General features: G+C 58.1%; 16 protein-coding genes, 1 tRNA gene and 1 pseudogene. 15 read left to right on the top strand and 3 right to left on the bottom strand.

Features of this window, described 5'->3' with window-relative positions; genetic code table 11:
* Nucleotides 1-147: 147 nt before the first annotated feature.
* Nucleotides 148-732, top strand: a complete 585-nt coding sequence (locus J2045_RS09335; protein WP_307371967.1) for a hypothetical protein — start codon at nt 148-150, stop codon at nt 730-732.
* 102 nt (nt 733-834) lie between these two features.
* On the opposite strand, the gene J2045_RS09330 is transcribed toward J2045_RS09335, so the two are convergent.
* Nucleotides 835-1,191, bottom strand: coding sequence for a hypothetical protein (locus tag J2045_RS09330; RefSeq protein ID WP_307371965.1), 357 nt, complete (start codon nt 1,189-1,191; stop codon nt 835-837).
* Between the two features lie 176 nt (nt 1,192-1,367).
* Here J2045_RS09330 and J2045_RS09325 point away from each other — a divergent pair.
* From J2045_RS09325 to J2045_RS09315, 3 genes and pseudogenes are all read left to right on the top strand, one after another.
* Nucleotides 1,368-1,457, top strand: a tRNA-Ser gene (locus J2045_RS09325).
* Nucleotides 1,458-1,685: 228 nt separating this feature from the next.
* On the top strand, nt 1,686-2,774 hold the full coding sequence (locus J2045_RS09320; protein WP_307371963.1) for a Fic family protein: 1,089 nt from the start codon (nt 1,686-1,688) through the stop codon (nt 2,772-2,774).
* 92 nt (nt 2,775-2,866) lie between these two features.
* A pseudogene (locus J2045_RS09315) lies at nt 2,867-3,103 on the top strand (site-specific integrase); the annotation flags it as partial.
* Here J2045_RS09315 and J2045_RS09310 read toward each other — a convergent pair.
* A complete protein-coding gene (locus tag J2045_RS09310) occupies nt 3,101-4,099 on the bottom strand; it encodes a LysR substrate-binding domain-containing protein (protein WP_307371961.1) in 999 nt (332 codons plus the stop codon). The pseudogene J2045_RS09315 and the gene J2045_RS09310 overlap by 3 nt on opposite strands.
* On the opposite strand from J2045_RS09310, the gene J2045_RS09305 reads away from it, so the two are divergent.
* On the top strand, nt 4,094-4,567 hold the full coding sequence (locus J2045_RS09305; protein WP_307371957.1) for a DMT family transporter: 474 nt from the start codon (nt 4,094-4,096) through the stop codon (nt 4,565-4,567). The two genes, J2045_RS09310 and J2045_RS09305, sit on opposite strands and share 6 nt — an antisense overlap.
* A 217-nt stretch (nt 4,568-4,784) precedes the next feature.
* On the opposite strand, the gene J2045_RS09300 is transcribed toward J2045_RS09305, so the two are convergent.
* A complete protein-coding gene (locus J2045_RS09300; RefSeq protein ID WP_307371955.1) occupies nt 4,785-5,684 on the bottom strand; it encodes a LysR family transcriptional regulator in 900 nt (299 codons plus the stop codon).
* 282 nt (nt 5,685-5,966) lie between these two features.
* Here J2045_RS09300 and J2045_RS09295 point away from each other — a divergent pair, with 282 nt between their 5' ends.
* From J2045_RS09295 to J2045_RS09250, 10 genes are all read left to right on the top strand, one after another.
* A complete protein-coding gene (locus J2045_RS09295; RefSeq protein ID WP_307371951.1) occupies nt 5,967-6,743 on the top strand; it encodes a 5-oxoprolinase subunit PxpA in 777 nt (258 codons plus the stop codon).
* 12 nt (nt 6,744-6,755) lie between these two features.
* Nucleotides 6,756-6,998, top strand: coding sequence for an acetyl-CoA carboxylase (locus tag J2045_RS09290; RefSeq protein WP_307371948.1), 243 nt, complete (start codon nt 6,756-6,758; stop codon nt 6,996-6,998).
* Entirely contained in the window at nt 6,995-8,377 is a 1,383-nt protein-coding gene (locus J2045_RS09285; protein ID WP_307371946.1) for an acetyl-CoA carboxylase biotin carboxylase subunit, read from the top strand. The genes J2045_RS09290 and J2045_RS09285 overlap by 4 nt, the downstream gene beginning before the upstream one ends.
* Nucleotides 8,377-9,252: a 5-oxoprolinase subunit B family protein gene (locus J2045_RS09280; protein WP_307371944.1), complete on the top strand. Its 876-nt coding sequence runs from the start codon at nt 8,377-8,379 to the stop codon at nt 9,250-9,252. The genes J2045_RS09285 and J2045_RS09280 overlap by 1 nt, the downstream gene beginning before the upstream one ends.
* Nucleotides 9,242-10,210 carry a 5-oxoprolinase subunit C family protein gene (locus J2045_RS09275; protein WP_307371942.1) on the top strand — a complete coding sequence of 323 codons (969 nt, stop codon included), beginning with the start codon at nt 9,242-9,244 and terminating at the stop codon, nt 10,208-10,210. Before J2045_RS09280 ends, J2045_RS09275 begins: the two co-directional genes overlap by 11 nt.
* Before the next feature lie 28 nt (nt 10,211-10,238).
* Entirely contained in the window at nt 10,239-11,312 is a 1,074-nt protein-coding gene (torT, locus tag J2045_RS09270; protein ID WP_307371940.1) for a TMAO reductase system periplasmic protein TorT, read from the top strand.
* A 74-nt stretch (nt 11,313-11,386) separates the two neighbouring features.
* The gene (locus tag J2045_RS09265) at nt 11,387-12,901 is read left to right on the top strand and encodes a sugar ABC transporter ATP-binding protein (RefSeq protein ID WP_307371938.1); all 1,515 of its coding nucleotides are present in this window, start codon (nt 11,387-11,389) and stop codon (nt 12,899-12,901) included.
* Nucleotides 12,898-13,932, top strand: coding sequence for an ABC transporter permease (locus J2045_RS09260; protein ID WP_307371936.1), 1,035 nt, complete (start codon nt 12,898-12,900; stop codon nt 13,930-13,932). Before J2045_RS09265 ends, J2045_RS09260 begins: the two co-directional genes overlap by 4 nt.
* A 293-nt stretch (nt 13,933-14,225) precedes the next feature.
* Nucleotides 14,226-14,450, top strand: a complete 225-nt coding sequence (locus tag J2045_RS09255; RefSeq protein WP_307371934.1) for a hypothetical protein — start codon at nt 14,226-14,228, stop codon at nt 14,448-14,450.
* 229 nt (nt 14,451-14,679) lie between these two features.
* On the top strand, nt 14,680-15,945 hold the full coding sequence (locus J2045_RS09250; protein ID WP_307371990.1) for a hypothetical protein: 1,266 nt from the start codon (nt 14,680-14,682) through the stop codon (nt 15,943-15,945).
* The last annotated feature ends 126 nt before the right edge of the window (nt 15,946-16,071 follow it).

Raw genomic sequence — 16,071 nt, 5'->3', positions numbered from 1 at the left:
CCCCGCTGAAAACATGCGAGGGACGGTTGAAACATGGGTCAATTCTCAATGGAAATATCTGGCTGCGCCGGGTCAGCTCTCAGTGGAAATCAACAAAATGGCGGCCAGATGCCGCCTCAAAGCGTTGTGCGACGATACGGACATCAGTTGGAGCAATTAATCGACACGATAGATTCTGTAGTTGCTCGCCAATCGCTTAACCCCATTCACAGCCGCCCCACCGGCGCGATTGTATCGGCAATTGTTTCCAATCTTGATGCATTTGCTGATGCTCGAAGGGGGAGATATGCGAATTTCGAGGCTCTGGGCGACCCCAATCTGACGTCTCACGAGCCGATCAGCAGGTGGTGGACCGAGGTCGCGGAACCGATACTTGACCAGCATTATCGTGGAACGAAAACCCAAGTTCGTGTGGAGTTAAATGCTCGACTGATCGATCAGCTAATTGGTGACTTCACACTTGTGCATCATACGAGCGAGACACGAGAGATGATGACAGACGTGGAAACAGCATCACGCAGGACGGGACAGACAGCAATCGTCCAGAAATGGGCGCGCTACTACGTGCTGACACTTATTCGCTGGCTCGCAGCTGTTTACAAAGAGGTGGCCTATAAGGCGGTCTACGAATTGGATCACGATGCCTTTTTCGGAACCTGGGAATTCTTCTATACCTTTCTCGTCGACGACAGCTTTCTGCGGACCCGGAAGACTTGGCCTCTGGGCGGTTAGGATCATGTTGGGCGCCAATTGCATCTCCGCCGTCTGGCGTAGTTCGATAGCACGGACGCAGTAAGTGATCGCCGACTTCTCAAATCGAGAGCTTAGATGCACTCAGGTCGCTGGCATAACGAGAGGTATCAGATTAGCGATTTGTTTTAGAGGGATAATAAATATTGTGTTGCCTAACGTCCCCAGCCAACCTATCGCACAGAACCAGCTATCATCATCACGCAGTTCTGCGATGAAACCCCAGACGTTCACGAATAATATAACGACTTGGAGAAGTAGTATCATCCACAATGTTTCAGAATGCCCGAGCGCATCTTCATTGCTATAAATAATGGTAAAGACCGTGATAAATATATATGACAGTTGTGTTAGCGATGCGACGAAAAATATTTTTCCGAAAATTGAGCTGTTCGTCCAAAGCATTTTGATGATTGAATAAATTTCTTTAAAATTTTGCATTTTTGTTTTTCTCCTGGGGGGGCTTAATAAGCCCAGGTAGGTTTAACGTTCATTAGCGCGCAACTGTAAAATTTGGGTTGGTCCATAGGCACACGTGCGGCGCGGACATAAACTGTCCGCGCTATGACTTGCCGCTAAGAGACAGCCCGCGCCATCAAGCGCCGACCAATGTGACCGGAGAGGTGGCTGAGTGGTCGAAAGCACCGCACTCGAAATGCGGCATACTCGCAAGGGTATCGTGGGTTCGAATCCCACCCTCTCCGCCATCGTGGGCCTTGGTAGCCAGTGCTTCCCCATTCAATATAGATCGCCTTGACAGTTGAATGTCTCTGCTTGTCCTAGGTAGGGCCACAACCGGGGCACTGCTTGGTCAATTCTGGTGCGCCAGCTAATCCGCTGTGTTCGCTTCTGATGTGTAAGCCAAACCCATTTCGTTTAACGTATGGGCGTGACGTGTTAAAAGAATGCGTATTTTTTAACGCATCGAGTCGCACATGTTAAAGCCATCCTACCAGTTGCCCGATCTCACAGAGATTGACGGATTGGAGACCCTCGAGGTTCTCAAGGCCCTGGCTTCTGCCAACAGATCTCTTGCTGAGCTGAAAGGGCGCGCGGCAGCAATACCCAACCAAGGCATTCTGATCGACACCCTTGCTCTTCAAGAAGCAAAAGCCAGTTCCGAAATCGAAAATATCGTCACCACCCAAGACGAGTTGTTTCAGGCCGATCTGTTTCCTGAAGGACCCGAGTCGCCGGCTGCGAAGGAGGTCGCGCTCTATCGTGATGCGGTGAAATATGGATTTGCACAGCTGAGCCAGTTCGAGGGCTTGATTACCAATTCAACAATTATTGGCATGTTTCAGCTTCTCAAGCAGCGAGATGATGGGTTTCGGCGGACGCCAGGAACGGCTTTGAAGAACGACCGCACCGGACAAATTGTCTATGTTCCGCCGCAGGACCAGCGGGAAATTGTTGCGGCTATGGATGCCCTGGAGCGGTTCATCAATGATGATCGCTTGTCGTCGCTCGATCCCCTCATCAAGATGGCACTCGTTCATCACCAATTTGAGAGCATACATCCATTTCCTGATGGAAATGGCCGGATCGGCCGAATTCTGAATGTGCTCTATTTGACGCGAGCCGATCTGCTCGAAATTCCGATCCTATATCTCAGTAGAGCGATCAATAATTCGAAGAGCGAATATTACCGCCTTCTGCAGCATGTGCGTGATACTGGAGAGTGGGAAGATTGGATAGTTTACATTCTCAGAGCGGTTGATGAGACGGCGAGGACGACGCTAGATCTTGTCGAAAATATTCGGGACCAGATGGCTTCAATGAAGAGGAGGATTCGGGAAGAGCTACCGAAACTCTATTCTCAGGACCTGTTGAACAATCTCTTCCGGCACCCATACACGCGGATCGAATATCTTCAAAATGATCTTCGCGTCACCCGACAGACCGCAGCAAAATATCTAGACACTCTTGCAGAGAATGGCTTTCTTGAGAAGCATCAAAGTGGCAGGAATAACTACTACATCAATGAGCCATTGGTTGCTTTGTTTTTGAGCGTATCCGAATAGAGCGCGACGTCCCAAAGCAAATAGCCGGGATAATCCTTGGCACCCCTCCAAGGGCGTCCTACGCGTGACCTTCAATATCCGTTGGAGGTCACATGGCGACGATCCGGAAGCTCAGAGGACGCTGGCAAGCTCAGGTGCGTCGTCGCGGCATGAAGCCTCGTTGCAAATCATTCGACAGCAAGCTCGAAGCCGAGAAGTGGGCGCGCGACTTGGAAGCTCAGGTCGACCGGTTCGGCGCCGCCCCAGACACGAAGATCCTCGAAAGCACGACGCTCGGGCAGCTCCTGGAGCGCTACCAGAGCGAGATCTCGCCCACCAAGCGCGGGTCACGCCGTCGATGCAGCGATCATCTCCCGCAACCAGCGAAGTGCCGGATCGCTCCGGCGCCTTTTGTGTGAGATCTGACTGAAGGGAATGGCCGGAAGCGGGATCGGCGGCGGAAGAACGGCCAGCCGTTTGTCCTCCAATGAGGATTTCAGACTGGTCCGGGCCACAGTCAAAATCAGATCCGTTCCCACGATCGTCTTCGGCGCCACGCTCCAATGCGGGACGATAAGTGCAACACGTCGGGCATATCCCGCAGCGTGGATCGCTTCATCGATTTCCGTCGACGCCTCGCCGTGAACAGCCACAAGTGCATGGGGGCGGGCAAGATACGTGTTCAGGTCGATCGATCGCGTGGATGGGGGAAGTGTAGCCCGGTCGATTAAGCAGGCATAATCATCGTTGAGCAAAAGTTCGGCAAGGATCTGCTCGGGCAAATGTGGAAACACACCGAGTCCAAGATCGATGTCTCCATCCATAATTCCGGCGATCATTCCCTCGCGGCTCAGTTGGGTGACAGCAAGATCGACACTCGGGGCGGAGCGCTGCAGTGCGCGCAAAAGGTTTGGCAAGACGATCTCCGCGCCATAGTCGGACATTGCCAGCCTGAACGTGTGTTTTGTGCGACCTGGCTCAAAGCTATCCGGGCCAAGTACGGTCCGGATTTGGGCCAGCGCCTCCGCCAGCGGCTTCGATAATTCCATGGCCCGTATGGTCGGCGCCAGTCCGCCACCTTGCCGGGTAAACAGTGGATCATCGAGCAAAGAGCGCAATCGTGCGAGCGCGTGGCTGACGGCCGGCTGGCTCATATTCAGGCGCAGCGCCGTGCGTGACACATGCCGTTCAACCAGTAGCGCATCGAGAACGACAAGTAGATTGAGGTCAATTCCGCGAAGATTATTCATATCGTGCATAATATGCGGAAAAGTTTGAATTTCAAATAAGAGAACCAGATGGATAGACGGGAGACCTTGCTCTCTGCGAAAGGTCTCCCGATGCAATCTGTCATTTTCCTTGCTGCGCTAATGGTCGGGGTGCTGGTGCCCTTGCAGGCCGGCGCCAATGTGGCCCTCGGTCGAGCCCTGGGGCATCCTCTCTGGGCCACGATGATATCGCTGGCGGTGAGCGTCATTTGTGTTGTGCCGATGATGTTGGCGTTTCGGGTTTCAGGCCCGTCGATCGCCGGTCTGGCGGGCCAGCCCAAATGGATATGGATCGGCGGTGTCGCAGGGGTGATCTACATAACAGCAGCACTTCTTTTGGTGCCGAAACTGGGGGCCGCCAGTTTCATGACCGCCGTCATCGCGGGCCAAATCCTGGCTTCGCTGGCCATCGACCATTTTGGCCTGGTGGGGTTTGAGGCCAAGCCGCTAACCCTACCTCGTCTCATTGGCGCCGCTGTCGTCGTCGCGGGCGTCCTTGTCATGCAGGGGCCAAGCCTTTGGCGCCTGACCCAGTCCGGCACGTAGATTTCAAAGACGGAGAAGCAGCATAAAGGACCACAGCCAACCGAGAGAACCCCAGTATACGCTTGGCGAAAACGCGGTTCCCTCCCAGATGGGTATCGCCCGGCCAACGGACAAGCTCAGCAATGTGATTGCTTTATTATGGCCCGCCAGTCGGCTCGCCACGAGATTTATGCTTGCGCCCGACATAGGTGGGCCTGCCGTCGCTTGTTGCGTTACCCTATTCAGGCACGTTGAACGAGCGGCGGAAATAGGCGCGCACCGCATCCATGGCCGGGCTAAACTCTGCATTGCGCTTCCAGGCAAGGCCGACATCCATCGACGGGATCGGATCGGTCAGCGTGATCGTCTCGATCCGCCGGCCTTCCAGCGACCAAGGGCGATGCACCATGTCCGACAGGATTGCCACGCCCTGGCCGTTTGCCACCAGCGAGCGCACGGCTTCGACCGATGACGTGCGCAAGGATATCTTCGGCAGGTAGGGGGTCTGGCTCCAGTATTTCATCGAGCTGTGCGAGGCCTCGTCCACTGTCAGCATGATGTAGTCTTCTTCGGCCACCTCCTTCAGGCCGATCTGGCTTTCGCTCAGCAATCGGTGGCGTGCCGGCACCCAGAGGCGGCGCTGCGAACTCAGGAGTTTTTCGGCGACCAGCTCCGGATTGAGGATGTTGGAGGTCAGCATCACGGCGATGTCGTAGCGATTGGCCAACAGCCCTTCCTCGACCGATTCCCGGTTCATCTCGAAGAGCTGGATCGACAGGCCGGGAAACTGGCGTTTCATCCGCTCGATATGGAAGGGCAGGAAATAGCCGATGACGGTATAGGTCGCCGCGATGCTGAGCGTGCCGGTGACCTCTTCCGAAACGAGGCTGAGCTGTGTCGCCTCCTCGACCTTCTGCAGGATCTCATAGGCTTGAGACAGAAACCGCCGACCGGCGCCGGTCAGATCCATGCCATGCGGCGTGCGCTCAAAAAGAGCAGCGCCAATCGTCTCTTCCAGATCCTTGATCGCGGTTGTCACCGCCGATTGCGAGATTGCCAGGTTGACGGCGGCCTGGGACACCTGGCCCGCTTCTGCCGTTGCGACGAAGTAGCGAATTTGGCGAAGGCTGAGCGACATCACAATTCCATTCTGTTTCGCGGATATCCTGCATTGGAAAATCAGATGAATATTCCAAAAAATTGAAATTATTTTTCCGCGCAACCAGGGCGCACTCTCGCCAAATCCCTCATTTCAAGGGCCATTCGGCTTTGGGGCTCGATCGTAGCGCCATCTGAATTTTCGATATGATGCTTCTGAAAATAGAATTTTTCAAATGAATTAATTCTTCCTACCATTTTATGACCAAAACAAAAGCACCAACAGCTTGTGTGCAAAAATCAGGCAAGGCAGGGACGAAACGTGGCACTCGAAGTCGTGGACATCAATTGCGATATGGGCGAAGCCTTTGGTCGCTGGCGCGTCGGGGATACGGACGATGATGTGCTGATGGGGCTGATCAGCTCCGCCAATATCGCGACGGGCTTTCACGCCGGCGACCCCAATCTGATGGACCATACGGTGCGCACTGCCGTGCAGCATGGCGTCGGGATCGGGGCCCATCCCGGCTATGACGATCTGCAGGGTTTCGGTCGTCGCAAGATCAATGGCACGGCCCGCGAACTGGTCAACGACATGGTCTATCAGGTCGGGGCCTTGCGCGAATTTGCCCGCCGCCATGGCGCGAGCCTTCAGCATGTGAAGCCGCATGGTGCGCTCTACATGGAGATGGCGGTCAATCCCGAACTGGCGCAGATCTTCGTCCAGTATATGCGCACCGTTTCACCCAATGCCTATGTGCTGTGCATGGCAGGGTCTGCCACAGAAAGGGCAGCGATCGAGGCCGGCCAACCCGTCGTGCGCGAATTCTATGCCGACCGGGATTATGACGAGAGCGGATCGATTGTCTTTACCCGCGATGTCGGACGCCCGGATGCTGCAGCGATTGCCCGCAAGGTGGTGCGCGCCTGCACACATGGCACCGTCACGACGGTGACCGGCAAGGACATCGACATCCCCTTTGAAAGCATCTGCTTCCATTCCGACACGCTTGGCGCACTCGATATCGTCCGCCAGATGCGCGAGGCGCTGGTCGCGGAAGGCATTCGCATCGCGCCCCTGTCCGAAATCATCAAGTAACCGGAGACAAAGATGAGCAAGCTCGAGATCAGATCGCCACTTCCCGGCACCTTCTACCGCAAGCCGGCTCCGGATGCCGCTGAGTTCAAGGCCGATGGCGAGACTGTCGCCGTTGGCGACGTGATCGGCCTCATCGAGGTGATGAAGACGTTTCACGAGATCCGCGCCGATGTCGCCGGTGCAGCCGTCGTCTTCATCGCCGAAGACAATGAACCGATCATGGCGGGCCAGGTGATTGCCGAGGTCGAGGCATGACCATCCGCTCGATCCTTGTCGCCAACAGGGGTGAAATCGCGGTCAGGATCATCCGGGCCGCAAAGGCCCTCGGTATCCGCACCGTGCAGGTCTATTCCGCCGCCGACCGGGACATGCTGGCCGTGAAGATGGCTGATGCCTCGGTCGAGATCGGGCCGCCGTCTGCCGCCAAGTCCTATCTCAATATCGCAGCCGTGATGAAGGCGGCGGTCGAGACAGGCGTCGACGCGGTTCATCCGGGCTATGGCTTCCTCTCGGAAAACGCAGCTTTCGCGCAAGCGGTGGTGGATGCCGGCCTCATTTTCATCGGGCCGAGTGCGGACGCCATCCGGCTGCTCGGCGACAAGGTCGAGGCCCGCAAGGTTGCCAAGGCTGCCGGTGTGCCGACCGTTCCCGGATCGGATGGTCGCGTCGACGATCTTGACGCCGCCCGCGCTGTTGTTGCCGGGATTGGGTTTCCGGTGATGATCAAGGCGGCTGCCGGTGGTGGTGGTCGCGGCATCCGCATTGCCGAGACCATGGAGGATTTCGAACGCCATTTCCCGCAGGCTTCCGCCGAAGCGCTCGCCGCCTTCGGTGACGGCGGACTTTATGTCGAAAAGGTCATCACGCGCGCCCGGCATGTCGAGGTCCAGGTGCTCGGCGACGGCATTGATGCGGTCCACTGCTTCGAGCGCGAGTGCTCGCTGCAGCGTCGCCGGCAGAAGGTCTGGGAAGAGGCACCCGCCTTCCGCCTGCCGGATGCCGTGCGCGCCAAACTCTGCGCCAGTGCGGTCGCTCTTGCCCGCGAGGTCAGATATCGCGGCGCCGGCACGGTCGAGTATCTCTATGACGAGGCGAGCGGCGAATTCTATTTCATCGAGGTCAATACCCGTATCCAGGTCGAGCATCCGGTGACGGAAATGGTGACGGGCATCGATCTCGTACAGGAAATGATCCGCATTGCAGGTGGCGCTCGGCTTTCGGTCCGCCAGGACGAGATCAAGGTCCAGGGACACGCCATCGAATGCCGCATCAATGCCGAGGACCCGGCGCGTGGTTTCCTGCCGGCACCCGGCACGATTGAGTCCCTCTCGGTTCCGGAAGGCGAGGGCATCCGCTTCGACACCATGCTCTATGCCGGCTATCAGGTGCCGCCCTTCTATGACTCGCTGCTCGGCAAGCTGATTGTCTGGGGCGAGACGCGCGAAAGCTGCATCGCCCGCCTGAGCGAGGCGCTTCAGACCTTGGAGATCAAGGGGCTCGCCACGACCATCCCGTTGCACCAGGCGCTGGCCGCAGACCCCGCCGTCGCCTCTGGCGATGTCCACACCCGGTTCCTCGAACCCTGGCTGGACACCGCGTTCCAGACCGCTGTTCCACCAAAGGAGGTTGCGTGATGCCCATGCGATATACATTCGGCGGCGACGAACATCTGTTCGTCGAATGCTCTGATGAAATGTCCCTCGATGCCTTCTTCAATTCGATGTCGATGACCAGCGGCATTCGGCAGGCCGGCATCAAGGGCATTACCGAAATCTGCCCGGCCAATGCCTCCTTCCAGATCAAGTTTGACCCCGACGTCATTCATCCCAACGACATTCTGAAGGAAGTGCAGGCGATCGAGCTTGCGGCGGCGAAGGCCGAGCCTGTGATCTCCACCCGCATCGTCGAAATCCCTGTCTTCTACAACGATCCCTGGACCCATGAGACGCTCATGCGTTTCCGCGAACGCCATCAGGATCCCACGGGCACCGATCTCGACTATGCAGCGAGGATCAACAATTACGCCTCGGTCGACGACTTCATCAAGGCCCATGCCGGTTCGCCCTGGTTCGTCTCGATGGTCGGCTTCGTTTCCGGCCTGCCTTTCATGTATCAGATGGTCGAGCGCCAGCGGCAGATCGAGGTGCCGAAATATCTGCGCCCACGCACCGATACGCCGCGCCTGACCATCGGCCATGGCGGCTGCTTCGGCTGCATCTACTCGGTGCGTGGCGCTGGCGGCTACCAGATGTTCGGCATCACGCCGATGCCGATCTACGACCCGACCCAGACGACGTCCTATCTGAAGGACTTCATGGTCTTCTTCCGCCCCGGCGACATCGTCAAGTTCAAGCCTGTGGATCGCGACGGCTACGATCAGGCGGTGGAAGACGTCGACAAGGGACGCTTCTCGCCGCCGATCCGTGAGGTGAAGTTCGACCTCAACGAATTCAGCAAGGACATCGACGGCTACAACGCAAAGCTGGAGGACATTCTCCATGGCCATTAAGGTTCTTCATCCGGGTCTTGCCACCTCCATCCAGGATCTCGGTCGCCCGGGTTATTTCCACCTCGGCATCCCGCTTGGCGGTGCCATGGATCGGCTGGCGCTGAAGGCTGCCAATCTGCTTGTCGGCAATGACGAGGGGGCTGCCGGCCTCGAAGCCGTCTTCATCGGCCCAAAGCTTGAGTTTCAAACAGATGCCATGGTCGCCGTCACCGGCGCCGAAATGCCGATCAAGGTTGATGGCGAAGAAAAGCCGGGCTGGGCGGCCTTCAGGGTCAAGGCCGGCCAGGTGCTGACATTCGATTATCTGAAGACCGGTGCCCGCATCTACATCGCCATATCAGGCGGTATCGATGTGCCGCTGGCGCTCGGCTCGCGTTCGACCTATGCCATTGGCGCACTCGGCGGCCTGAACGGTCGGCCGCTTACTGCCGGCGACAATCTGCCCGTGGGGCAAGCGCGGAACGCCGTTGAAGGAAAGTCCATTCCAGAAGTCCTGCGCCGCAGGCCGGGAATGCCGGCCGAACTGCGCGTCCTGCCGGGTCTCTACTGGCATCGCATCACCGAGGAAGCGGGCCGCAATTTCTTCGAGGACACCTGGAAAGTGGCGCCTGAAGCCGATCGCATGGGCTACCGCTTCCGGGGCGGTCGCAAGCTCGATTTCGTCGATCGCACGCCGCCCTTCGGCGCAGGTTCCGATCCCTCGAACATCGTCGACAGCTGCTATCCCTATGGCTCGATCCAGGTCCCGGGTGGAACCGAACCCATCATTCTGCACCGCGATGCCGTCTCCGGCGGCGGCTATTTCATGCTCGGCACGGTGATTTCCGCCGACATGGATCTGATTGGCCAATTGCAGCCGCATACACCCACCCGCTTCGTCAAGGTCGACATGGAAACCGCCCTGACGGCGCGCAAGGACCGCACCGCGCTGATCGACCAGATCCGCGCACTCTTCTGATCATCAATAACCAATAAGGGGAACGATCATGACGCATAAAATTGCATTGACACTGGCAAGCTCGCTGCTTGCGCTGTCCATCGCCAGCCCGACGCTTGCCGATAGCTGGTATCCCTATCCCGCCCAGGCCATGGAGCCGCCCTTTGCCGCTGATGCCAAGCCCGTCGATGTCGAATACACGCCGCTGGAAAAGGCCGAAAAGCCCTGGAACATCTGCGTTTCCTTCCCGCATATGAAGGATGCCTACTGGCTCGGCGTTGACTACGGTGTCGTCGAGCAGGCCAAGGACCTCGGCGTCAAGATGAACCTCGTCGAGGCCGGCGGCTATACCGAACTCAACAAGCAGATCAGCCAGATCGAAGACTGCGTCGCCGGTGGTGCGCAGGCCGTGGTCATTGGCGCCATCTCGTTTGACGGACTGAACAACCTCGTCGGCGAGATCAAGAAGAAGAACATCCCGGTCATCGACGTGATCAACGGCATGTCCTCGCCGGATCTCACGGCAAAGTCGCTCGTTTCCTTCTACACCATGGGCTACGAGACCGGTGCCTATCTCGCCAAGAAGCACCCGGCGGGTTCGGAAGAAGTGAAGGTCGGCTGGTTCCCGGGTCCGGCCGGTGCCGGCTGGGTCGAGGCTGCCAATACTGGCTTCCTCGAAGCCATCAAGGGCTCCGCCGTCAAGGCGCTGGAGCCGAAATATGGTGATACCGGCAAGGAAGTGCAGCTGAAGCTGGTCGAAGACATGCTGCAGGCCGAGCCGGATGTCCGCTATGTTGCCGGCACTGCGGTGACTGCAGAAGCAGCCCAGGGCCTCATCCGCGAACGTGGCCTGCAGGGCAAGGTCGATCTGCTCGCCTTCTACATGACGCCCGGCGTCTATGAAGGCATCAAGCGCGGCTTCATCCTCGCAGCGCCTGCCGATTCCATGGTCGTCCAGGGCCGCATCGCCATCGACCAGGCGGTTCGTGCGCTCGAAGGCAAGGAACTGGTCAAGCATGTCGGTCCGAAGATCTTCGTTGTCGATCCCGACAATATCGCAACCGTGCCGCAGACCAACATCCTGCCGCCGGATGGCTTTGCACCGGTCTTTTCGGTCAACTGATACCTCCCCCGAGGCTACCCCCGGCGCGCGAATGCGCCGTGGGCATTTCTTTGAGTGTTCAGGAACCAGTGCGGATGACCGTGACCGAAACTCTTGTGCAAATGTCGGGCATCGCCAAGGTCTATCCGGGCGTGCGTGCGCTTGACGGTGTCGACTTCGATCTGAAATCCGGCGAGGTGCATGTCCTGTTCGGGGAAAACGGCGCCGGCAAGTCGACGCTCATCTCGATCCTCGCCGGGGTCACACCCCAAAGCGAAGGCCGGCTGGTCATCGATGGCAAGGAACGGCATTTCCAGTCGGTGACAGATGCGCGCCGGGCCGGCATCGGCGCCGTGTTCCAGGAGTTTTCGCTGGTCCCGACCATGAGCGTCGCCGAGAACATCTTTCTCGGCCAGGAGCCCCGCCGCTTTGGCCTCGTCGACCGCCGCCGGATGAACCGCGAAGCGAGGACGCTCTTTGTCCGGCTGGGCTTTGACATCGACATCCGCCGGTCGGTCATCTCCCTGTCGCGCGCCGAGCAGCAGATGGTCGAGATCGCCAAGGCATTTCACCAGGACGCGCGGATCCTGATCCTCGACGAACCGACCGCCTCCCTGACGGAGCGCGAGACGGAAAAACTCTTCGAATTCATCGGCAACGCGAAGGCGGCAGGCGTTGGCATTGTCTACATTTCGCACCGGATCCAGGAATTCAAGGCGATCGCCGACCGCATCACCGTGCTTCGGGATGGACGGCTGATCGGCACAATCGCGGGGCATGAGCTAACGGAAACCCGGCTGGTCGAGATGATGACCGGGCGCCGCATGGAGGAGATCTATCCGCAGATCATCCGCAATCCTGACCCGCAGCCGATCATGACGGTGAGGGGCCTCAGAGCCTGGGGCGTCGCGGGTGTCGATATCGATATCCGCCGTGGCGAAGTTCTGGGCGTTGCCGGGCTCGTCGGATCGGGCAAATCGCGCAGCTTCCGCGCCCTGATGGGCCTCCTGCCGGTCGAGGCCGGTTCCGTCACCCTGAACGGAGTGAATTGCACAGGCGTCCCCACTCGCCACATGATGCAGCATGGCGTCTTCTTTCTTCCCTCCGACCGCAAGGAGGAGGGACTGGTCCTCGGCGCCAGTGCCCGCGCCAATATCGCGCTCTCGGTCATCGACCACAAGGACAGCCGGTCCGGGCTTGGGTTCCTGTCGACACGCGCCATGAACAGGAAGACCAGCGAAATCGGCTCAAGGGTTGACCTGACCGAGGCCTTTCTCGAGCGCGGAACCGCAAAACTGTCCGGCGGCAATCAGCAGAAGATCCTGTTCGGCAAGAGCTTCGGCCAGGATTTCGACATCTATATCTTCGACGAACCGACGGTTGGGGTCGATGTCGGCACGCGCGCGGCGCTCTACCGCATCATCAAATCCATCGCCGAGGCCGGCAAGGCCGTAGTCGTCATTTCCTCCGATCTGCCGGAGGTCATGCATCTCGCCCATCGCCTGATTGTCTTCAGCCATGGCCGCATCGCCGCTGAATTCGAAGGCGAGGGTATACAGGAACAGGCGGTCCTTGCGGCCTTCTTTGATCAGGAAAGACAACGGGCATGACCAGCGTAGACACTTCACCCGCAGCACAGGCCTCTCAGGGCAGGGCATTCGGCGCCGTCATCAAGACGGTCTTCATCAAGCTCGGCGTGCTGCCGTTTTTCCTGCTGGCCGCGCTCGTTGTTTTCAGCCTGACCTCCAAACAGTTTCTCACGCTCGACAACATCACCAATGTTGCGCGCCAGTCGGTCTATCTGGTGCTGGTCTCGCTCGGACAGATGCTGGTTCTAGTCACCGGTGGCTTTGATCTCGCCGTTGGCACAGCGATTGCGCTCACGTCAGTGGTATCCGCCCTTGCCATGGTCTATTTCGCAGCGCAGTTCCCCGACATGGTCTGGCTGGTCATCCTGCTCGGCATGTCGGCGGGATTTCTCGCCGCACTCGCGCTCGGCGCCCTCAACGGTCTCGGCATTGCCCAGTTCGGCGTCTCGCCCTTCATCATGACGCTGGGCGTGCAATCGGTCGGGGCGGGCTTTGCGCTCTTCCTGACCGGCGGGGTGCCGATCGGAAATCTGCCTTATGAATTCGGCAATGTCTTTGGCTTCGGTCGCCTGTTCGGTGTACCGGTTCCGGTGCTGATCGCGATTGTGGCCATTGCCGCCATGTGGATCCTGATGAACCGGACCCGTACCGGTGCCCGCATCTATGCCGTCGGCGGCAACATCAAGGCCGCCAATCTGTCGGGCATTGACACCAAGAAGACCCTGTTCATCGCCTATCTCATCTGTGCCTTCCTGGCCTCGGTTGCCGGCATCCTGCTCACGGCACGTGTCGAGAGCGGCGAAACCAATCTCGGCGGCTCGATTGCGCTCGAATCGATCGCCGCCTGCGTCATCGCCGGCGTGTCGCTGCGCGGCGGGATCGGTCGTGTCGAAAGCGTCGTGCTTGGCGCCTTCTTCATCGTGCTGGTGCAAAACGGCATGAACCTGATGCAGATCGGCTCTTATATGCAGATGGTCCTGCTCGGCTCACTTCTCATTCTGGCCGTGGTCATCGACCAGTTCCGCTATCGCATGCTGGTGGGCGGGCGATGACGAGTTGCCGCTGTTCGGGCGGAATCATCAACCGAAGGCGCGGTAGCGGTCAGTAGACGTGTAGCAGCGCCTGAGGCTACTCCGCGTTCACGGTGCGGCGCCGACCAGGTGGGCGGCGCTGTCTCGGGTGGCGGGCGTGCCTCATTGTCGGCTTGGCACCTGGGGGGGCCGTAAAGGCTTGGAAGGCTTCCTAACCCGGCGCGAGTCGGTTAACCCTTGCCCATGATATCGGGGCCGTTCAGAACAACCAGACACGATCCTCTCCTGGTTTTGCTGAAAAGCAGGGGAGGATCGTGCGCGTCCTGGTTCCGCTGGCGGTGATGTACAACGGCGCGCTTGCCATCATCAACGCGCATGTCATGCCCCTCGGCTTTGCTCATGTCGCGCTCGTCGAAATCACGCTGGTCGGCTTTTTTGCTTTGGCGACGGTCTATAGCTCGACCGCAAATGGCATGCTGTTCGCGGCCTCTTTCCCCAACGTGCGGATCGTCGCAGGCCTTCTGCCAACTCGGCATTGATAACCAATTGGCGGAGCCTTGATGTCGTCATTCGAATCTCGTGTCTCTTCATCCGCTCGATGTTGCTGGTCGAGATTTTTGTCACCTATGGCTGTGGGATCCTGTTAAATCCGGCGCTCTGTTGGACTAACACGCGCAGTGTCGAGCAGAGTGGTTAAGACCGCTACCTCTGATATGCAGCAAAGATCTGGTATAGTTCTCGCGGAGAGATTCGTTCGCATTGGGTGCCGTGATAGACAAGTACAGCACAGAGACACGCAACAGCTATGTGATCATCGTCGCGGCTTCGTCTGTGCTTTACAACTGCGTGCTCGCAATCATCAACGCACATGTGGTGCCGCTGGGTTTCTCTCATGTGGCTCTGGCGGAAATTCTGGTCTTGTTCGCGGGCCTCGTCTTCATTCTGCGGAAGGGCCTTGGTGAGGAGGATGCTGGCGCTCTCTTCTTCACGGCCTTCACGCTGGTGATGGCGATCTACATGTCGGCAATCAACCTCATGGTCTTCGTCGATTATCTCCGGAACATACTGATCATTTTTTGCTTTGCGACCCTGGGGTCATGGGCGAACCGGAGAACGGTCAAAGCTGCGTTCATGTTTTCGCTGGCGGCGGTCATGCTTGTGCTCATGTGCGAGATATTTGCGCTGGCGCTTTATGCTGACATCTTCGAGCCCGGATATTACTTTGAAACGACACGTGGGCTAAAGCCGCCGGAGTGGGATACCACTGGCCTATTCGGCAATGCGCTCGGCTTTGAGGGACGGCTCAGCTTCGGCTTGATTGGGCACCGGGCTTCGTCCCTTTTCCTGGAACAGGTATCGCTTTCCAACTTCGCTGGCATCGTCATGATGTATATGTTGTATTTCTGGGATGAAATGAAACGCGGAATGAGAATCGTGCTCATCGCCTGCGTGGCGCTCATTCTGCTGACAACAGCGTCGCGCACCATGCTGACCTTCTCGGCCATTTGTGTCGTGGGCTACTTCCTATTTCCGTTGGTGCCGAAGCTTGTCAATCTGTTGACCATGCCCCTAATCCTACTTGCCGGCACTATGATGTATGTGTTGCAGCCAGACGCGAAAGGCGACAATCTTAGCGGACGCATTGTTCTCACCATGCGTCACATATCCGAGATGGATCTCTATGGGTTTCTTGGCTTTTACGCCGACAAGGCTGCCTTCTTCGCCGATAGCGGCTACGTTTACATCGTATATGCTGGTACGGTTTTCGGGATGCTAGCCTTCTGGCTGTTTGTATCGCTTTATCCGGCGGGCGATACTCCCGCACAGCGACGGTTGGCACAGGCGTTGCCGATCTTCATGTTCTTCAACCTGATGATCGGCGCAACGCCTGTATTTACAGCTAAGATTGCCGGGCTGTTGTGGCTCCTCGTCGGTCACGCTCGCCACCAAACGGCACCGCGAGCAGTTTCCCTGTCGCAGTCTGCGAATACTGCGCTTCCGCGACAAAGCTTCCAACGTCTCGACTACCCTTGACCTCTCTGGCCTCTGTCGTCGTGCGATACAATTTTGGGGGATGCGTTGCCGTCGGCGGGTGGTTGGACTTAGTCGTCCTAGGATCTCAGCGGCCTGCTAAGTGACCATGCCTGCTTTGTTTGATGG

Source organism: Peteryoungia aggregata LMG 23059, from assembly GCF_030814435.1.
In the GTDB taxonomy this organism is placed as follows: Bacteria; Pseudomonadota; Alphaproteobacteria; order Rhizobiales; family Rhizobiaceae; genus Allorhizobium; species Allorhizobium aggregatum.
The sequence above is the reverse complement of the archived record's forward strand: the minus strand, read 5'-3'. Positions and strand labels throughout refer to the sequence as shown.

Excerpts from the sequence above, each read along its gene's own strand:
- J2045_RS09330 (WP_307371965.1), bottom strand. The coding sequence starts at position 1,191 with ATGCAAAATTTTAAAGAAATTTATTCAATCATCAAAATGCTTTGGACG.
- J2045_RS09320 (WP_307371963.1), top strand. The coding sequence starts at position 1,686 with ATGTTAAAGCCATCCTACCAGTTGCCCGATCTCACAGAGATTGACGGA.
- J2045_RS09305 (WP_307371957.1), top strand. The coding sequence starts at position 4,094 with ATGCAATCTGTCATTTTCCTTGCTGCGCTAATGGTCGGGGTGCTGGTG.
- J2045_RS09300 (WP_307371955.1), bottom strand. The coding sequence starts at position 5,684 with ATGTCGCTCAGCCTTCGCCAAATTCGCTACTTCGTCGCAACGGCAGAA.
- J2045_RS09290 (WP_307371948.1), top strand. The coding sequence starts at position 6,756 with ATGAGCAAGCTCGAGATCAGATCGCCACTTCCCGGCACCTTCTACCGC.
- J2045_RS09285 (WP_307371946.1), top strand. The coding sequence starts at position 6,995 with ATGACCATCCGCTCGATCCTTGTCGCCAACAGGGGTGAAATCGCGGTC.
- J2045_RS09280 (WP_307371944.1), top strand. The coding sequence starts at position 8,377 with ATGCCCATGCGATATACATTCGGCGGCGACGAACATCTGTTCGTCGAA.
- J2045_RS09275 (WP_307371942.1), top strand. The coding sequence starts at position 9,242 with ATGGCCATTAAGGTTCTTCATCCGGGTCTTGCCACCTCCATCCAGGAT.
- torT (WP_307371940.1), top strand. The coding sequence starts at position 10,239 with ATGACGCATAAAATTGCATTGACACTGGCAAGCTCGCTGCTTGCGCTG.
- J2045_RS09265 (WP_307371938.1), top strand. The coding sequence starts at position 11,387 with ATGACCGTGACCGAAACTCTTGTGCAAATGTCGGGCATCGCCAAGGTC.
- J2045_RS09260 (WP_307371936.1), top strand. The coding sequence starts at position 12,898 with ATGACCAGCGTAGACACTTCACCCGCAGCACAGGCCTCTCAGGGCAGG.